The sequence below is a fragment of the Chryseobacterium oryzae genome, from assembly GCF_022811665.1.
Lineage (GTDB): Bacteria > Bacteroidota > Bacteroidia > Flavobacteriales > Weeksellaceae > Chryseobacterium > Chryseobacterium oryzae.
In genome coordinates this window covers 421,588-437,618 of record NZ_CP094529.1, presented here as the reverse complement: position 1 = coordinate 437,618, position 16,031 = coordinate 421,588, and the positions used below count along the sequence as shown (strand labels likewise).

At 34.4% G+C, this 16,031-nt stretch carries 14 protein-coding genes; 4 read left to right on the top strand and 10 right to left on the bottom strand.

Annotation, left to right across the window (positions count from 1 at the left end; translation table 11 throughout):
* Positions 1-76 precede the first annotated feature (76 nt).
* The gene (locus tag MTP08_RS02065) at positions 77-577 is read left to right on the top strand and encodes an FKBP-type peptidyl-prolyl cis-trans isomerase (RefSeq protein ID WP_243576849.1); all 501 of its coding nucleotides are present in this window, start codon (positions 77-79) and stop codon (positions 575-577) included.
* A gap of 162 nt (positions 578-739) precedes the next feature.
* Here the strand turns inward: MTP08_RS02065 and MTP08_RS02060 are convergent, their stop codons facing one another.
* Positions 740-1,450 carry a cell division ATP-binding protein FtsE gene (locus MTP08_RS02060; protein WP_209389229.1) on the bottom strand — a complete coding sequence of 237 codons (711 nt, stop codon included), beginning with the start codon at positions 1,448-1,450 and terminating at the stop codon, positions 740-742.
* A gap of 154 nt (positions 1,451-1,604) precedes the next feature.
* Positions 1,605-1,763 carry a 50S ribosomal protein L34 gene (gene rpmH / locus MTP08_RS02055; protein WP_034679005.1) on the bottom strand — a complete coding sequence of 53 codons (159 nt, stop codon included), beginning with the start codon at positions 1,761-1,763 and terminating at the stop codon, positions 1,605-1,607.
* 207 nt (positions 1,764-1,970) lie between these two features.
* Between rpmH and MTP08_RS02050 the strand changes: the two genes are divergently transcribed.
* On the top strand, positions 1,971-2,978 hold the full coding sequence (locus MTP08_RS02050) for a DHH family phosphoesterase (protein ID WP_243576848.1): 1,008 nt from the start codon (positions 1,971-1,973) through the stop codon (positions 2,976-2,978).
* Positions 2,979-3,014: 36 nt separating this feature from the next.
* Here the strand turns inward: MTP08_RS02050 and MTP08_RS02045 are convergent, their stop codons facing one another.
* The 8 genes from MTP08_RS02045 to MTP08_RS02010 all read right to left on the bottom strand — a co-directional run bounded on the left by MTP08_RS02045 (position 3,015) and on the right by MTP08_RS02010 (position 10,657).
* Positions 3,015-3,809, bottom strand: coding sequence for a patatin-like phospholipase family protein (locus MTP08_RS02045; RefSeq protein WP_243576847.1), 795 nt, complete (start codon positions 3,807-3,809; stop codon positions 3,015-3,017).
* 37 nt (positions 3,810-3,846) lie between these two features.
* Entirely contained in the window at positions 3,847-4,683 is an 837-nt protein-coding gene (locus MTP08_RS02040) for a hypothetical protein (protein WP_243576846.1), read from the bottom strand.
* Complete coding sequence (locus MTP08_RS02035) at positions 4,683-5,465, bottom strand: alpha/beta fold hydrolase (protein WP_243576845.1); 783 nt, start codon at positions 5,463-5,465, stop codon at positions 4,683-4,685. The genes MTP08_RS02040 and MTP08_RS02035 overlap by 1 nt, the downstream gene beginning before the upstream one ends.
* A gap of 12 nt (positions 5,466-5,477) precedes the next feature.
* The gene (locus MTP08_RS02030; protein WP_243576844.1) at positions 5,478-6,002 is read right to left on the bottom strand and encodes a hypothetical protein; all 525 of its coding nucleotides are present in this window, start codon (positions 6,000-6,002) and stop codon (positions 5,478-5,480) included.
* 65 nt (positions 6,003-6,067) lie between these two features.
* On the bottom strand, positions 6,068-6,598 hold the full coding sequence (locus MTP08_RS02025; protein WP_243576843.1) for an ExbD/TolR family protein: 531 nt from the start codon (positions 6,596-6,598) through the stop codon (positions 6,068-6,070).
* Positions 6,599-6,714: 116 nt separating this feature from the next.
* Positions 6,715-8,268: a T9SS type A sorting domain-containing protein gene (locus tag MTP08_RS02020; RefSeq protein WP_243576842.1), complete on the bottom strand. Its 1,554-nt coding sequence runs from the start codon at positions 8,266-8,268 to the stop codon at positions 6,715-6,717.
* Positions 8,269-8,325: 57 nt separating this feature from the next.
* Positions 8,326-9,855, bottom strand: a complete 1,530-nt coding sequence (locus MTP08_RS02015; protein WP_243576841.1) for a T9SS type A sorting domain-containing protein — start codon at positions 9,853-9,855, stop codon at positions 8,326-8,328.
* A 106-nt stretch (positions 9,856-9,961) separates the two neighbouring features.
* The gene (locus MTP08_RS02010; RefSeq protein ID WP_243576840.1) at positions 9,962-10,657 is read right to left on the bottom strand and encodes a DUF6759 domain-containing protein; all 696 of its coding nucleotides are present in this window, start codon (positions 10,655-10,657) and stop codon (positions 9,962-9,964) included.
* Positions 10,658-10,801: 144 nt separating this feature from the next.
* On the opposite strand from MTP08_RS02010, the gene tsf reads away from it, so the two are divergent.
* Positions 10,802-11,626: a translation elongation factor Ts gene (gene tsf / locus MTP08_RS02005; protein ID WP_209389221.1), complete on the top strand. Its 825-nt coding sequence runs from the start codon at positions 10,802-10,804 to the stop codon at positions 11,624-11,626.
* Between the two features lie 186 nt (positions 11,627-11,812).
* Positions 11,813-15,970 carry a T9SS type B sorting domain-containing protein gene (locus tag MTP08_RS02000; RefSeq protein ID WP_243576839.1) on the top strand — a complete coding sequence of 1,386 codons (4,158 nt, stop codon included), beginning with the start codon at positions 11,813-11,815 and terminating at the stop codon, positions 15,968-15,970.
* The last annotated feature ends 61 nt before the right edge of the window (positions 15,971-16,031 follow it).

Below are 16,031 nucleotides of genomic sequence, written 5' to 3'. Positions count from 1 at the left end.
GCTGCCATAAAAATCATTTCAAAAAGATTATATTTGCACTGTAATCGTGATTAATTTTCACGGAAAAAAGAAAAATATGACAATTGAAAACAATCATGTGGTAGCTGTAAAGTATATTCTTCACACTATCGAAGAAGATGGAACTAAAACTTTAGTAGAAGAAACTACAGCAGAAAATCCACTTACATTTTTATATGGCGTAGGAATGATGATTCCTAAATTTGAGCAGAATATTCTTGGGCTTAAAGCAGGTGATAAAGCAGAATTTGTTATTCAGCCTGAAGAAGCATACGGTCCTAAACAAGAAGATGCTATTGCACAGCTTCCTATAGATATGTTTGCAGAATCTGGAATTCCACCAATTGGAGCAATTTTGCCTTTATCTGACAACCAAGGAAATAATTTCCAGGCGTTTGTAGTTGAAGTAACTCCTGAAGCGGTAGTGGCAGATTTAAACCATCCAATGGCTGGAAAAGTTTTAGACTTCCAAGTAGAAGTTTTGAATATCAGACCAGCTACAGAAGAGGAACTTTCTCACGGTCATGCTCATGGAATTGACGGAAACCAAGGTCACTAAAAAAACATTTTCAATAATATGAAATGCCCGATTTATTGGGCATTTTTTGTGTCTAAAAATGTAAAAATTACATCATTTTGAGTTTATAAATTGAAAAAGTCCGAGAGTTTTCCCGGACTTTTTTATCTATTTTTTATGAAAATTATTTCTAATGTATAATTTTTATTCGAAAAGCTCTGATGTATCTAAAACAGAAACTTTTCCGTCCTCACATCTTATTGCTTCTCCCGGGAAATTCTGAATCATGTGATAATCGTGAGTTGCCATGACCACCGCAGCGTGATTATCTTCGGCTACTTTTTTAAGAAGCGTCATAATTTCATTAGAAGTTTCAGGATCAAGATTTCCTGTAGGCTCATCTGCTAAAATTAAATCCGGATGATTGAGAAGTGCTCTTGCAATAGCAATACGCTGTTGTTCTCCTCCAGAAAGTTCGTGCGGCATTTTATGTTTCTTCCCTTTCATGTTTACACTAGAAAGAACCTCATTAATACGATCATCCATTTTATGTTTGTCGCTCCAGCCTGTTGCTTCAAGTACAAATTTGAGGTTTTTCTCGACAGTTCTGTCAGACAGCAACTGGAAATCCTGAAACACAATCCCAAGTTTTCTTCTCAGGTTCGGAATATCAGAGGTTTTAAGCTTAGCAATATCAAAACCTACAACCTCACCTTTTCCCATTGCTAAAGGAATATGCCCGTACAAAGTTTTAAGAAGTGAACTTTTTCCGGATCCTGTTTTACCAATCAGGTAACAGAATCTTCCTTTTTTTATATTGAGATTTACATCTGTAAGTACGGTAAAGTTTTTCTGAGAAATTTTTGCATCCTGTAAATATACAATGCTGTCTCCCGAAATATTTGAATGTGGCATAATCTTGTTTTTGTGAAACTTTTCAAAAAGCTTATTTCAGATTTTAAAAGTAAAAAAAGATACTTTACAAACCTAAAAATTTAGCAAATTTTAACAACAAAAAATGCCTGAAAAAGTACTTTTCAAGCATAGTTTGTATATTGTAACTAAAGAATTATCTTTTAGCTCTTGCAGAACTTACTGTTAAGCTTTTTCTTCCTTTAGCTCTTCTTGCAGCTAAAACTCTTCTACCGTTTGGTGTAGACATTCTTTCTCTGAAACCGTGTTTGTTTCTTTTCTTTCTTTCTGATGGTTGGAATGTTCTTTTGCTCATTACTATATGTTTAAGTCGTAATTATCTATTATTTTTTCAGGTTGCAAAGATATAGAATTTTTTATCAGATACAAATATTCGGAAGATTTTTTTAATATTTTTTGTTATATAAATATCATTTTAATCATCAAAATATCTCTAAGAGTTATTTCCGCAAGAAAAAACAAATCAAAAAACTCTATCTTTGGAAACTCAAATCCAAAGAAAATGTTTACACCTGCAGAGCTTTTAGAAATTAACACCCTTCTTGTCCCTGAAAACAAAATTATTATTCTTACCCATTACAATCCGGATGGTGACGCAATTGGCTCTAGTTTAGGTCTAAAACATTATCTTAAAGCTAAAGGTCTTGAAGCAGAAGTAGTCGTTCCTAACGATTTTCCGAAGTTTCTGAAATGGATGCCAGAAGCAAAGAAAAATATTATCGGGGAATACAAAAGAAAACTAGCATTTGAACTGATAAATGACGCAGATGTTATTTTCTGCCTAGATTTTAATTCACCTTCAAGAATCGGACTTTTAGGAGATTGGTTGATGAGAGCAAAAGCAAAAAAAATACTTATTGACCACCACCAACAACCTGAAGATTTTGATTTTGTGTATTCTGATACCATTATCCCTGCAACCTGCCAAATGGTTTATCATTTTATCGAAGCGATGGATGATGAGAAACTTGTGAACAAAGATATAGCAGACTGCCTTTATACAGGAATTATGACAGATACAGGAGGTTTCAGATTCCGTTCTACGAGTGCTACAACACACCGAATTGTTGCTAATTTAATCGAAAAAGGTGCAGATCCTTCCGTTATTACTTCCAATACACTGGACACGAACACCGTTTCGAGAATGCATTTACTGGCTTTAATTTTAGGACGGATAGAAGTGGTAAATAATGGCACAGTAGCTGTTTTATATCTCACCCGAAAAGAATTACAAGAATATGGCTTCCAAAAAGGCGATACGGAAGGTTTTGTGAATTACGGACTTAGTATTTTAGGGGTAAAAATGGCAGCATTTTTCATGGAAGATCTGTATGAAGATTTCATCAAAATTTCTTTCCGAAGTAAAGAAAATGTAGACGTAAATCAGTTTTCAAGAAAGTACTTCCACGGGGGAGGTCATATTAATGCCGCCGGAGGAAAATCTCATCAAAACTTAATGGACACCATCGAAACCTTTAAGGAGAAAATTGCAACGGAAGAAGAATTATAAAGAACTACCTGAAGTTTGCTTAAATCCTCAGAAGAATCAGGAATTACGGCTGTAACCTTTCTCCTCGAGTTCTTTACAGGTATATTCGTAAACTTCGCTGAACATTACATCCAAAAGTTTTTTATTGAACAGGCTGAATTTTGTCATTTTCGGAGGATCCAAAAATATATCACAGAATTTCACTTTAGAATAAACAGATTTTGCAATGGCTAAATGTAAAATTCTGTCGAATTCTTTCATTAAGCTCATATTTTCTAATCCATCATAGCTGATCGAATTAACATGTGAACCTATGAGAAAATCACATTTATCTACAATAGGCTCAATGGGAAGATTATCTAATACTCCACCGTCTACATAAATTTTTTCGCCAATTCTTACAGGTGGCAAAATGAAGGGAACGCTGGATGATGCCAAAAGCGGAGCAAACAATTCTCCTTCAGAAAAGAAATCTACAATACCATGAGTCATTTCTGTGGCAGCAACATAGACCGGAATTTTCAAAACCCTGAAATCATTTTCCGGAAAATAATCCGTAAACAGTTTCATAATAAATTTAGAACTAAAAATTCCGTTTTTGGAAAGCCTTAGAAAAGATCTTGAAAAAAATGTAGTTTGTTTTACAATTTCTAACATTTCATCCGGAGTTTTTCCTAATGCATAAAATGCAGCCACCACAGAACCCGCACTTGTGCCCGAAATAATATCCGGTTTTAAATTATATTCTTCCAAAGCCTTCAAAACAGCAATATGGGCAATCCCACGCATTCCGCCACCTGAAAGTGTAAGTCCTATAATTGGCTTTTTTGTCTTGAACGAAAATATTCCCATTAGATTTCAACTTTACAGAAGAGATTAGAGCGACTTACTAAGGTTCATCGCATTCAGAATCTATTTTTATAAAAAGATTTTCAAATTCTTTATTCATTTTTTCGTCCTGTGCAGGGCGTTCAATCTGAGCATTGGCACAGTTTCCCCATCCAAAAGTAATTAAATCTATTATCGCATAATCTTTCCAGTTAGGTTCTTTAAGATGAGTTTCAAAATCGTTCATTATTCTTTCGGGATCTGCATTCGATTTGCTTACTCTTTCACGAACTTTTCTCCATTCTGAAATTATTGCATCATCCGTAGAATTCAAAGCTGAAGCAAAATTTTTGCACTTTCCAGAAAATTTACTGTTCAGCAAAACCGACGGATCCGAATACGCCTCCATCTGCAGTTTTTCTTTTTCATATTCCTGATGCAAAGCTTTATATCTCTGCTCTTTAATCTTTTGCCAATAAGTATTATCTACTATTTTTAATTGATTATAAAGCTTTTTCTTTTCTTCAAAATCCTTATCTAATTTTGCTAATATTTTTTCTCTATTTTTTCTAACCTCCGAAAGACTGTTTACATTAAAAACCGATGGAGTATTGAAACTTACTCCGCCCAAATGATACCACAGTTTATAAGTATCTTCCAGCTGTTCTACGGTATATTTTTGAGGATTGAAATACGCTTTATTGTTGCAAAGCTCGGTCTGAAAACCAAAAACTTCAGTTGCACTGCTTTTTATGATTGAAGAATCTTTCGCCACTTTATTTGTTACAGAAGACGCAACAGAATCTTTATTATTTTTAGTTAAAGAACTTTCTTTTTTACATCCTACAAAAGAGAGAATGATTACTGAGTATAAAAAAACACCTGTAAAAAACCTCATCACAAAACTAATTTTTTAGGTAGATGATGAAGAAGTTCGGTATTGATTATTTCCGCACAAATACTGGGCTTTTCCCAATGTCCGTTATGTCCGCAATCTAAAATATAAGATTTAATATTGGTTCTGTCGGGAAGATTTTTCATCACAAGTTCTGTTTTAACGGCGTTATCGTGTTTACCGGCAATTACAAGGATTTTAGCTTCAAGATTTTCTAAAATTTCTTTTCTGTCTTGTCGTTCTACCATCCCTTTTACACATGCCAAAGCACCGAGATTATTTGTAGACAGAGCAATTTCTAATGCGGTTTCTATTTTTCCTTCCAAAACATCCAATTCATTAGGATTAAACAGATTAGGAACCCCTGCTCTTGCATAATGAGCAAATGCATCTTTTATAATGCGGTAACTTTTTTTACGCTGTTCTTTTTTCTGCTCATCATCTCCTAAGAATGTTGAAAAAAATAAAGTTAAACTTTTTAAACTCTGAGGAAACTTTTCTGCAAACGCCAACGCAACATACCCTCCCATGGAATGCCCCAAAAGATGAACATTCTCTATTTTCTCATGATCTAAAACTTTTTTTACTTCATCCGCCATCAGTTCCATTGTATGGACTTCTGCTAAAATTTCAGATTTTCCATGACCGGGAAGATCTATCTTTAATAGACTAAAATCGCTGGAAAGATTCTTTTCTATATCAGTCCAAATTGAACTGTTCTCCATAAAACCATGAAGAAGAACCAATATCTCCTTTCCTACTCCTTTTTTTTCAAAATGCAGCATTATTTCCTTTCTTTAAAAGTAAATATCAATATAATCAACAAAACCCGAACCATTTACCATATCCTGCAAACGGTAAGTTTTCCCGCCATCTTTAGACATGAAGGTTTTTTTGCCTTTTCTGATGTAAGGTTTTCCGTTGTCGTTATCAGAAATTTTTTGGGTAATTTCTCCGGTAAAATTCATGTGCTTAGGCGAAACAATTTTTACAGAGCCATTCATTTTCAAAGAGTTTTTTTCTGACTGAATGTTTCCAGAAATATGATAGCTATCTCTTTCACCGGTAATTTTATCGAAATTTACTGTTCCGGACATTTTATTGTATCCTTCACTTTCGTAACTAAGCCTGTGGCTGCCGCTGAAATCTTTGAATCTGTTGCTGCTGTTTAGAATCTTTATACTATCGTTATAACGAGTACGAGCTGTGTTTATAGAATCTACTTTCTCACTGTCTGTTTTACCAATATGCGAAGAGGCTTCTTTTTTCGAACACGAAACCACTACTGCTACAATAAGAGTTGAGTAAAATATTTTTTTCATTCAGTATTGAAATTTCCTCAAATTTAATTAAAAAAAAGAGCATTTTTACAATGCTCTTTTAGATATTATTTAATTTTAGTTTCATAAATTCTTTTTTCCCAGGGCTTAATATCACTTATGCCATAACGCTCCTTTTTAGCTAAAGAAATGTTATCCATCATATCCACAAAATTTTTGTAACTAGATTGTTCCGTAGGCTTTACAATTATTGTAAAAATTTCTTTTTTTGGAGCATTTTCGTAGGCTTCAGAAATAATTTTAGCAACTTTTACTCCACTGTAATCGGTTTCTTTCAAACCTGATTCCTTCAAATCTTTCTCATTACTTTGATGATAAAAAATACGGTTATCTTTACCTATAATAAAGGTAATTTGATTTTTATCCCCAATTACGGGTTGGTTGACAGGATGAGGATCCGGATCTTTTGCAGGCAACCCTAAATCCATCACATTGGGTTTTGTAAAATTGGTAGTAAACATAAAAAAGGTAATCAGGAGAAAACCTAAATCTACCATAGGTGTCATATCTATTCCTATTCTTTTTCTTCTCTGACGGGATTTGCCGCCATGCTTTTCTTGGATAACAACTTCAGCCATAATTCAGTTTTTTAAATTTACAAATAACATTCAAAATATTCATTTTCAATGCAAAATTCATACCCAAAACCATTAAAACCAAATTATTTAATATTAAAATACAACTATTAATAAAATTACTGAATAATGAGTTTTTCGATTAACAGGACTTTTCCCGAATTTTCTGCTTTTACAATATAATTTCCATTTTTAATTTGTGAAATATCAACAGAAATATTTTCCTGATTATATTTTTGAGATAAAATAACCCTGCCGGAAATATCATAAATAGTTACAGCTGTTCCAATTGGTAAATTATTTATTTTGAAAAAGTTTTTGGCAGGATTAGGATGAATAGAAATCCCGTTCGCAATAGTACTTTCATTGACACCAAGAACCGAATTTAGTTTTACAACCCAAAAGTCTCGAAACCCATGATTTCCTGTAACATCTCCAGAATTATTATTGGTATCAGATTCACCCGCGATAACTACACCTCCATCTGATGACTGAATAAGAGAATATGGAAATTCTGATCCGGAACCTCCTAAACATTTTTGCCAAATGAAATCTCCGCTTTGGTTCAGTTTTACCAACCAGTAATCTACAGCTCCGTTATTACCTATTACATCTCCATCTGATGACGGGCTATATCCGACAGCCATATAATTTCCGTCACTAAGCTGAATAATTGATTGAGCTCTATCATAAGCACCTCCGCCCAATGTTTTTTGCCATTCCAGATTTCCTGCGGAATTCAATTTAATAATCCAATAATCATTTCCTCCATTATTGAATATAATATCACCATTTTGCGATTTGGTATCTCCAGCTACAATATACCCACCATCCTTTGTCTGTTTTACTGAAAATGAAAGATCTGCAGCACTTCCTCCAAATGCTTTTTCCCACACAATATTTCCTGCCGAAGAAAGCTTCACTACCCAAACATCTGCTCCACCTTGTGTATTGCCGGATCGATCTCCTGAAGATGATGATGAAGTATCTCCAGTTACAATATAACCACCATCCGAAGTAAGATCTATATCATACGCTTTATCGTCACTTAGTCCGCCAATAGATTTCTGCCATTGGATATTCCCTGTACTACTCAGCTTTAATATCCAAAAATCCAGATTACTTCCATGAGAATTTGTTATATCTCCTGAAACTGAGTTCGAAAACCCCGCCACAACATAACCACCATCGGGTGTTTGTTTTATTGCATTTGCCCGATCATTTCCAGGACCGCCATATGTTTTCTGCCATTGTACATCTCCATTTGCATTCAATTTTACAATCCAATAATCTGCAGCACCTTTATTAACAGTTATGTTGCCATCGGAAGAAAAAGTAAATCCTGCAACGATGTAGCCACCATCCGAAGTGTTCCTAATAGATGTTGCCTCATCCTCTCCGGAACCTCCATAAGATTTTTGCCATTGCAAAATTCCCATCGCATTTATTTTCACTATCCAAAAATCAAAATTCCCATAATTTACGGTAAGATCTCCTTCATAGGATTTAGATTTTCCTGCAACAATATATCCACCGTCGGGAGTTTGAGCCACAGATCTTGCAGACTCTTCAAAGCCACCTCCAAAAGATTTCTGCCATTGTATTGTAGAATTTTGGCTTTTTGCTACAACAGGAAGCAGAAGTAATAAAAAAAGAAAATTAAAATATTTCATACGCAAAAGGATTAATATTTTATTCAATGATATTATTTTGAATTTAAAAGTGATTTTCTATTTACTGATTATTAATTTTTCTGAGAAAACAAACGTACCATCTTTCTTCTTAACACTCACGATGTAAGTTCCGTTGGTAAATTCTGATGTATTGATTTTTATTTTTTCAGTATTAAAATATTCTGAAAAAACTTTTCTTCCAGAAATATCGGTAAAATCAACAAGAACATCTGCAGGAAGATGATCCAAATAAAAGAAATTTTTTGCAGGATTGGGATACATCAGAATCTGATTAGTATGTATAGATTCTGAAACACCTAGCTGTTCAGGATTTAATTTAACTACCCAAGCATCCATAGCTCCGTGATTACCAGAAACGTCACCAGAATTAGACATTGTATAACCCGCAACAATATAACCATTATCCGGAGTAACTTCAAGAGACGAGAAAGCATCAACATCAATTCCTCCTAAAGTTTTCTGCCAAACTAAACTTCCTTGTGAATTTAATTTTACGAGCCAAAAGTCCTGAATACCATGATTACCCGTTACATCTCCATTGTTGGATACCGTCCATCCACCAACAATATATCCGCCATCTGGCGTCTGACGAACTTCCTGACCATTATCGTGAGCATTACCCCCAAAATACCTGCTCCATTCTATTCCTCCCGCACTATTTAGCTTTAAAACCCGGTAATCCGGAACTCCAGATTCAGAATTGAGTGTGGTAGCTCCTGCCACAATATAGCCACCATCCATTGTTTGCTCTGCTGAGTAAGAAATATCGTCGAATAAATTACCAATAGATTTTTCCCATTCTAAATTTCCCAAGGAATTCAATTTTATAACCCAGTAATCTGAACCTCCAAAATTCTGAGTAACATTTCCATTGGAAGAATTAGTATAACCTGCAATAATATATCCTCCTTCTGAAGTCTGTCGAACCGACATTGCCACATCCTCTCCGCTTCCTCCCAAAGACTTTTCCCATATAATATTCCCAGTAGAATTGAGTTTTACAATCCAAAAATCAGAATATCCATGATTAGCACTAACATCACCATTATTAGAAGATGATGAACCCGCTACGATATACCCTCCATCGGTTGTCTGCTGAACAGATTGAGCGGAATCATTACTTGTTCCGCCCAAAGACTTTTGCCAAATCAAATTACCAGTAGAATCTAATTTTATAATCCAAAAATCATTATTCCCATGGCTATTACTAATGTGCCCATTATTTGATTTGGAAGTTCCCGCCACAATATATCCACCATCAGATGTTTGCTGAACAGAATTTGCATAATCATCTCCACTACCTCCATACGATTTTTGCCATTGAATGGTTCCAACAGAATTCATTTTTACAATCCAATAGTCTACTCCGCCAAAATTCTGGGTAACATCGCCATTTACAGAATTAGAACTTCCCGCAAGTATATAACCTCCGTCCGAAGTAATTTTTATAGAGTTTCCTGTTTCAGAATTACTCCCTCCAAAGCATTTCTGCCATTGGATAGCCGGACTTTGAGCATTAACAATTGATAAAACAAAAAGAAGAAAAACAGAATTGAGATATTTCATAAGCAATAGAATTACTACATATCTCAAATGTAAGTATTTTTACCTTAACTATCGTTTAGTTAAGCATTTAAATCTAAAACACTTTAGACTTCAAAAACAAAGCAGATTATTCAGCTACGTTAAGTTCAATCTGAATATCTTTTTGTATTTTTTTCAGAGAAGAATATTTAGCATCACAAACTTGTGTTGTAAGAATATATTCTCCTTTTTCAACCATTACAAAATTCTGTCCTCTTGCCGGAACTTCTAAATTATAATATTTATTGCCACTTATTTTTACGATAAGATTACATTTAGATTTATTTTTAATATTGATATACGCTTCCTTATCATTCGGATCATTATTAAAAATATGACTAAGCATTGAAGCTGTTTTTTTACCTTGCTCGCTGACCTCGGAATTCTTATTACTTCCCGCAGAAGCCAGACTTACATTCTTTTCTGAAGAAGTTTTATTTGCAGCAAAATTCTTACCTTTATTCAGTTCGTTATTGCTTACAATTTTTTCAATCTTATCTTTGCTTAAAGGTTTTATGGTTGGTTTGGCTTCGATAGAATTATCTGCCATGATGATATTAATTAATCTTCTCTTTAGAGCATCAGTTTTTTCGTGACCTGGATTTTGCTTAATAAAACCTGCGATAATTCTTGGTTCGTTACTGGTTTCAGCTTCTTGCAATGTATATATAATCACCGTTTCTTTTTCTGCAACTACCTTTGCTTTCGAGCCTGTCTTTTTCTTCTTTTGCGCTATACCAAGACTGAAAACACTTAAAAATAAAATTAGAAATATTTTTTTCATCAATTGAATTTTAAATTTCATTAAATATATACTATAACGTTAAAAGTGATTTTTTTATTTTATCATTAAAATCATTATCTTTGCACGGTTCAAAAATAAACTATTAAAATTAATCATAATTTTAAAATAAAAACAATACATATTATGTCTTATTCACCAGCTGCTGCAGATGTAGCAAAATTGAGAAACCAAACAGGTGCAGGTATGATGGACTGCAAGAAAGCTCTAGCGGAAGCAGAAGGAGATTTTGAAAAAGCAGTAGACATCCTTAGAAAAAAAGGTCAGAAAGTTGCTGCTAACAGAGCCGACAGAGAATCTACTGAAGGAGCTGTAATCGCAAGAGTAAACGAAGACAGTACTTTGGGTGCTATCATCTCTTTAAACTGCGAAACTGATTTCGTTGCTAAAAACGAAGCATTCATCGAACTTGCTTACGAATTGGCAGAAATGGCAATTTTCGCTGCAACTAAAGAAGAATTATTAGCTACAGATTTCCACGGAATTACTGTTGCTGAAAAATTGGTTGAGCAAACAGGAGTAATCGGTGAGAAAATTGAAATTGGTGCTTTCGAAAGAATTTCAGGACCATTCTTGGGTGCTTACATCCACGCTGGTAACAAAATTGCTGCTATCACTGCACTTTCTGCTAATGTAGAAGGAGCTGAAGAAGCTGCAAAATCTGTTTCTATGCAGGTTGCTGCAATGAACCCTATCGCTCTAGACGAAACTCAGGTTTCTCAGGAAACTATCGACAAAGAATTAGAAATCGAAAGAGAATTGTTAACTAAAGAAGGTAAGCCTGCAAACATTATCGATAATATCTTAAAAGGTAAAATGCAGAGATTCTACAAAGACAATACTTTAGTACACCAGTCTTTCATTAAAGACAACGGTATTTCTGTTGCAGATTACGTAAAATCTGTAAGTGGAGATCTTAAAGTAACAGGTTTTGTAAGAGTAAGCTTGTAATTTTTTCAATTTTTGAAAATATAATCCCGATGAAATTTTCATCGGGATTTTTTTTATAGAATTCCACAAAAATAATGTACCACATATAAATTTATCAACTCCGGAATATTAACATTTATTAAATATGAAAAAATTACGTAAAATTTTGATTATTAATACTTAAATTTGTCGCCCTTAAATTTAGGTATGAAAAGAATTCTATTATTAATCTGCACATTTTTTTGCTTATTATTCCAAGCACAGTTAGATACAGAACACTGGTTTGCCCCGATGGCTTCCAAAGCCGGAAGTTCTGGTCTTGAAGGCTATTTATATCTTTCTACAGATGAAACTACACCATTTACAGTACAAATTTTTAATAATAATACTTTATTTGTAGCTGTTCAGGTAAGCAAAGGAAATCCTGTAGAGGTGAACATCCCTAATAATTTTTTAATTACTACCAATCAATCTAATCTTTTTACACCCAACTCTATGGGGTTAAATGTAAAAGGAACAAAAAGATTTTTTGCGAATTACAGATTTTCACTTCAAAATCATGCAGAAATAATTACTTCTAAAGGTTTAGCCGGTTTAGGAACCAAATTCTTTGCCGCTCCAATACCGCTTACAGGTTCACAGACATACATAAACTCAACAATTGGTATAACTGCTACGGAAGATAATACTAATGTCGTTGTTTCAGGATACAACCCAAATGTCGTTTTCTCTAACGGAACTTCTTCGCCTACTAAAACATTTACCTTAAATAAAGGACAGTCTTATATACTAGACGCAGTAAGTGCTGATAGCCCTTATAATTTAACAGGATTGGTGGGTGCAAAAATTGAATCCACAAAGCCTATATCGGTTACAAATGGTAATTTCAACGGAATTTACACCAATTTAAACTTTACCAATAATGATGTTTTGATGGATCAGTCGGTTCCTGTAAACAGATTGGGAAAAGATTTCATTTTGGTGAAAGGAAATGGAAACGCAAACAACCAAATGGAAACGGCACTTATTATTGCTACAGAAGACAACACTCAAATAGCATTTAATGGAGCTGGAATAGCTACAACATTGAATACCGGACAATATTATATGGTTCCTACCAACTATTACATCAACCAGGGAAATGGGAACTATAACATGAGCATTAGCTCAAACAAAAATATCTATGTTTATCAGTTACTTGCGGGTATCATGGGTAGTCCTTCCAATAATGAATTTGCTACCGGAGGAATGAATTTCATCCCGCCTCTAAGCTGTTTTATGCCTAATAAGGTTGATGAAATAGGATTTATCAATAAAATTGGAGGACAATCTTTCAATACCAAACTCAATATTATCACCCAATCCGGAGCCACAGTAACTTTAAACGGAGCTCCAATAGCTGCCAACAACGGACCGTATCCTGTAACCGGAAATCCCAATTGGGTAACTTATTCGGTACCGAATGTTTCAGGAACTATTTCTGTAAATTCTACCAAATCTGTTACAGCAGGTATTGCAGCAGGAAGTGGAGCTGTAGGTTATGGAGGATATTTTGCAGGATTTTCTTCGGTTCCGGCAATATCCAAAACAGGCGACTGTTATGCAGGAATTCTATTACAGGTAGATAATTCTTATGATTCTTATCAGTGGTTTCTGAATGGAAATCCTATTCCGGGAGCAACTTCTTATTCTATTAACCCGGAACTTCACGGTGCTGGAAATTATACTTGCCAAGTCACCAAACTTAACTGTGAGACCAAACTAACTTCAGTATACGCTTATACACTTTGCCCACCAATAACTACTACTACCTACAATATTGGATCGTGTAATACTAAAACCATTACTCCTGCTTTTACAAATTCAACACAAACTATCGTTCCGTCGCTTACTGGAATTATTCTTCAGCCAACATCGGGTACTGCAACTGTAAACCCCATAAACGGGCAAATTACTTATACTCCCAATAATAATCTTACAGCCAACACAACAGATACATTTATTTATTATATTCAAGGAAACGGTAATCCTTTTGATTTTGAATATTTTAAAATCATCATTAACACCAATATTCTTCAAACCAATAACGCAAGTTTGGTTTCTTGTACCAATTCTTCCGGAAACGGAACTTTTGATTTAACGAGTGCCAATATTACATCAAGCACCGGATCTACATTCAGTTATTACACTAACCCAAATTTAACCGGGCAGATTACCAACCCTGCAAATTATAACGGTCCTGCAGGAACTATTTACGCAAATGTGACTTCATCTTTTGGATGTACAAAAACAGCACAGATTAATTTAACGATAAATCCTTCGCCTAACATCAACACTGCAAATTTCAATGCTAATCTATGCGATGATAATTTAGATGGAATAATAGATGTGAATTTTTCTACGGTTACGCCACAAATAGTTACCAATTCGGGAAATTTTACAGTAAGATATTACCTGAATCAGGCAGACGCAAATGCAGGAAATAACAACACACTACCCAATAACTGGACTTATACTACCAACACACCTGTTTTTTTAAGAGTAGATGGAGTTAACACCAATTGTCCTCCAGCTTTTGGACAGATTAACTTTTCCATAGGATCGAAAATATCTTTATCTACATCAGATTATTCTACATTGATATGTGATACCAATTGGGACGGAACAGAGGTAGTAAATTTGAATACTTTCAAAAATAATTTCACCACAGATCCAGCGGTAACACTTAGCTTTTACAGTACTTATGCTGATGCTCAAAATGCTGTAAATACCATTGCTGCAACTCAGACCATTGCTCCTTCGCAAGTTTTTTATGTTCGTTTTCAAAAATCGGGAGTTTGTTCTAACATTGCCAAGCTAACGGTATCATTAGATCAACTATCAACTTCTAATGCGACATTATCAGCTTGTTCCAACAGTACCGGAACAGCAACTTTCAATCTAACCACAGCAGTCGTTACTTCAACTCCGGGTGCAACGGTATCATACTTTTCAGATGCTGCACTTACAACACCTATTACAACGCCTTCAAACTATAACTCTACAGGCGGAACGGTTTACGCTCAGGTTACCTCAACTTTTGGATGTACAAAAACCGCACAGATTAATTTAACAGTAAATCCATTACCTAATATCAACACCTCAAATTTTAACGCAAACCTTTGTGATGATAATTTTGATGGAATAGTAGATGTGAATTTTTCGAACATCACGCCTCAAATCGTTACAAATTCGGGAAGTTTTATAATAAAATATTACCTGAACCAAGCTGACGCAAATGCAGGAAATAATAATACATTACCCAATAACTGGACCTATACAAGCAATACAACAGTATATGTAAGAGTGGAAGGAAATAATACCAACTGTACCCCTGCTTTAGGACAGATTAACTTTAAAATTGGCAGCCGCATAAACCTAATTCCTAATAGTGGTTCTTATGATATATGTGATAGTGATTTGGATGGTACACAAAACATCAGTCTTAATGATTATAAAATCTTTTATACTACAGACCCTTCTGTAACTGTAACATTTTACAGTACATTGGCAGATGCTCAATCTGGAACTAATACTATTTCACCTGCACAGAATATTTCCGGAATAACAACATTTTATTTAAGATTTACAAGCAGTACTGCATGTGCAAATATTGGTAAACTAATCATTAATTTAAAACCTCCAAAAAAATCTGAAGTTCTTAAAAATAAAATTGTCTGTACAAATGAAAAGACTTTATTAGATGCAGGAACAGGATTTACTTCATATTCTTGGAGTACAGGCGCCACTACCCAATCTATTACTGCAGGAGAAGGTATTTATTTTGTGGATTTAGGATTTAACGGATGCGTTTACAGACAGACAGTTACTGTAGCTCCCGCTCCTCTCCCATCTATCAACAGTATTACAGTTACAGGAAATACTGCTACAATTAATGTAACTGGCGGAACAGCTCCGTATCAATATTCTTTAAACGGAATGGATTATCAAAGTTCCAATGTTTTTACCGGTTTGGTAAGAGGTACGTATAAAGTTTATGTAATTGGCAAAGATGGCTGCCAACCTGTAACAAAAGAGTTTTTGATTATTAATTTAATTAATACCATTACGCCAAATCATGACGGAAAAAATGATTACTTAGACTATTCTGATTTAAAAATAAAAGAGCAGGTAAGTATTGAAGTGGTAGACAGATACGGTGCAGCGGTGTACAAATCTGTGGGGAAAGATTACGTTTGGGACGGAAGAATTGGAGGTAGAAATTTACCTACAGGAACCTACTGGTATATCTTGAAATGGATAGAACCAGATACCAAATTACCAGTTTCGTATTCTGGATGGCTTTTAATTAAGAATAGAGAATAATTTTTTATTTTTTTTTATGATTTATTAAGAATATATTAATATTTATATTAATTTTGTAGAA

Excerpts from the sequence above, each read along its gene's own strand:
- rpmH (WP_034679005.1), bottom strand. The coding sequence starts at position 1,763 with ATGAGCAAAAGAACATTCCAACCATCAGAAAGAAAGAAAAGAAACAAA.
- tsf (WP_209389221.1), top strand. The coding sequence starts at position 10,802 with ATGTCTTATTCACCAGCTGCTGCAGATGTAGCAAAATTGAGAAACCAA.
- MTP08_RS02025 (WP_243576843.1), bottom strand. The coding sequence starts at position 6,598 with ATGGCTGAAGTTGTTATCCAAGAAAAGCATGGCGGCAAATCCCGTCAG.
- MTP08_RS02035 (WP_243576845.1), bottom strand. The coding sequence starts at position 5,465 with ATGCTGCATTTTGAAAAAAAAGGAGTAGGAAAGGAGATATTGGTTCTT.
- MTP08_RS02040 (WP_243576846.1), bottom strand. The coding sequence starts at position 4,683 with ATGAGGTTTTTTACAGGTGTTTTTTTATACTCAGTAATCATTCTCTCT.
- MTP08_RS02060 (WP_209389229.1), bottom strand. The coding sequence starts at position 1,450 with ATGCCACATTCAAATATTTCGGGAGACAGCATTGTATATTTACAGGAT.
- MTP08_RS02010 (WP_243576840.1), bottom strand. The coding sequence starts at position 10,657 with ATGAAAAAAATATTTCTAATTTTATTTTTAAGTGTTTTCAGTCTTGGT.
- MTP08_RS02030 (WP_243576844.1), bottom strand. The coding sequence starts at position 6,002 with ATGAAAAAAATATTTTACTCAACTCTTATTGTAGCAGTAGTGGTTTCG.
- MTP08_RS02045 (WP_243576847.1), bottom strand. The coding sequence starts at position 3,809 with ATGGGAATATTTTCGTTCAAGACAAAAAAGCCAATTATAGGACTTACA.
- MTP08_RS02015 (WP_243576841.1), bottom strand. The coding sequence starts at position 9,855 with ATGAAATATCTCAATTCTGTTTTTCTTCTTTTTGTTTTATCAATTGTT.
- MTP08_RS02065 (WP_243576849.1), top strand. The coding sequence starts at position 77 with ATGACAATTGAAAACAATCATGTGGTAGCTGTAAAGTATATTCTTCAC.
- MTP08_RS02020 (WP_243576842.1), bottom strand. The coding sequence starts at position 8,268 with ATGAAATATTTTAATTTTCTTTTTTTATTACTTCTGCTTCCTGTTGTA.
- MTP08_RS02000 (WP_243576839.1), top strand. The coding sequence starts at position 11,813 with ATGAAAAGAATTCTATTATTAATCTGCACATTTTTTTGCTTATTATTC.
- MTP08_RS02050 (WP_243576848.1), top strand. The coding sequence starts at position 1,971 with ATGTTTACACCTGCAGAGCTTTTAGAAATTAACACCCTTCTTGTCCCT.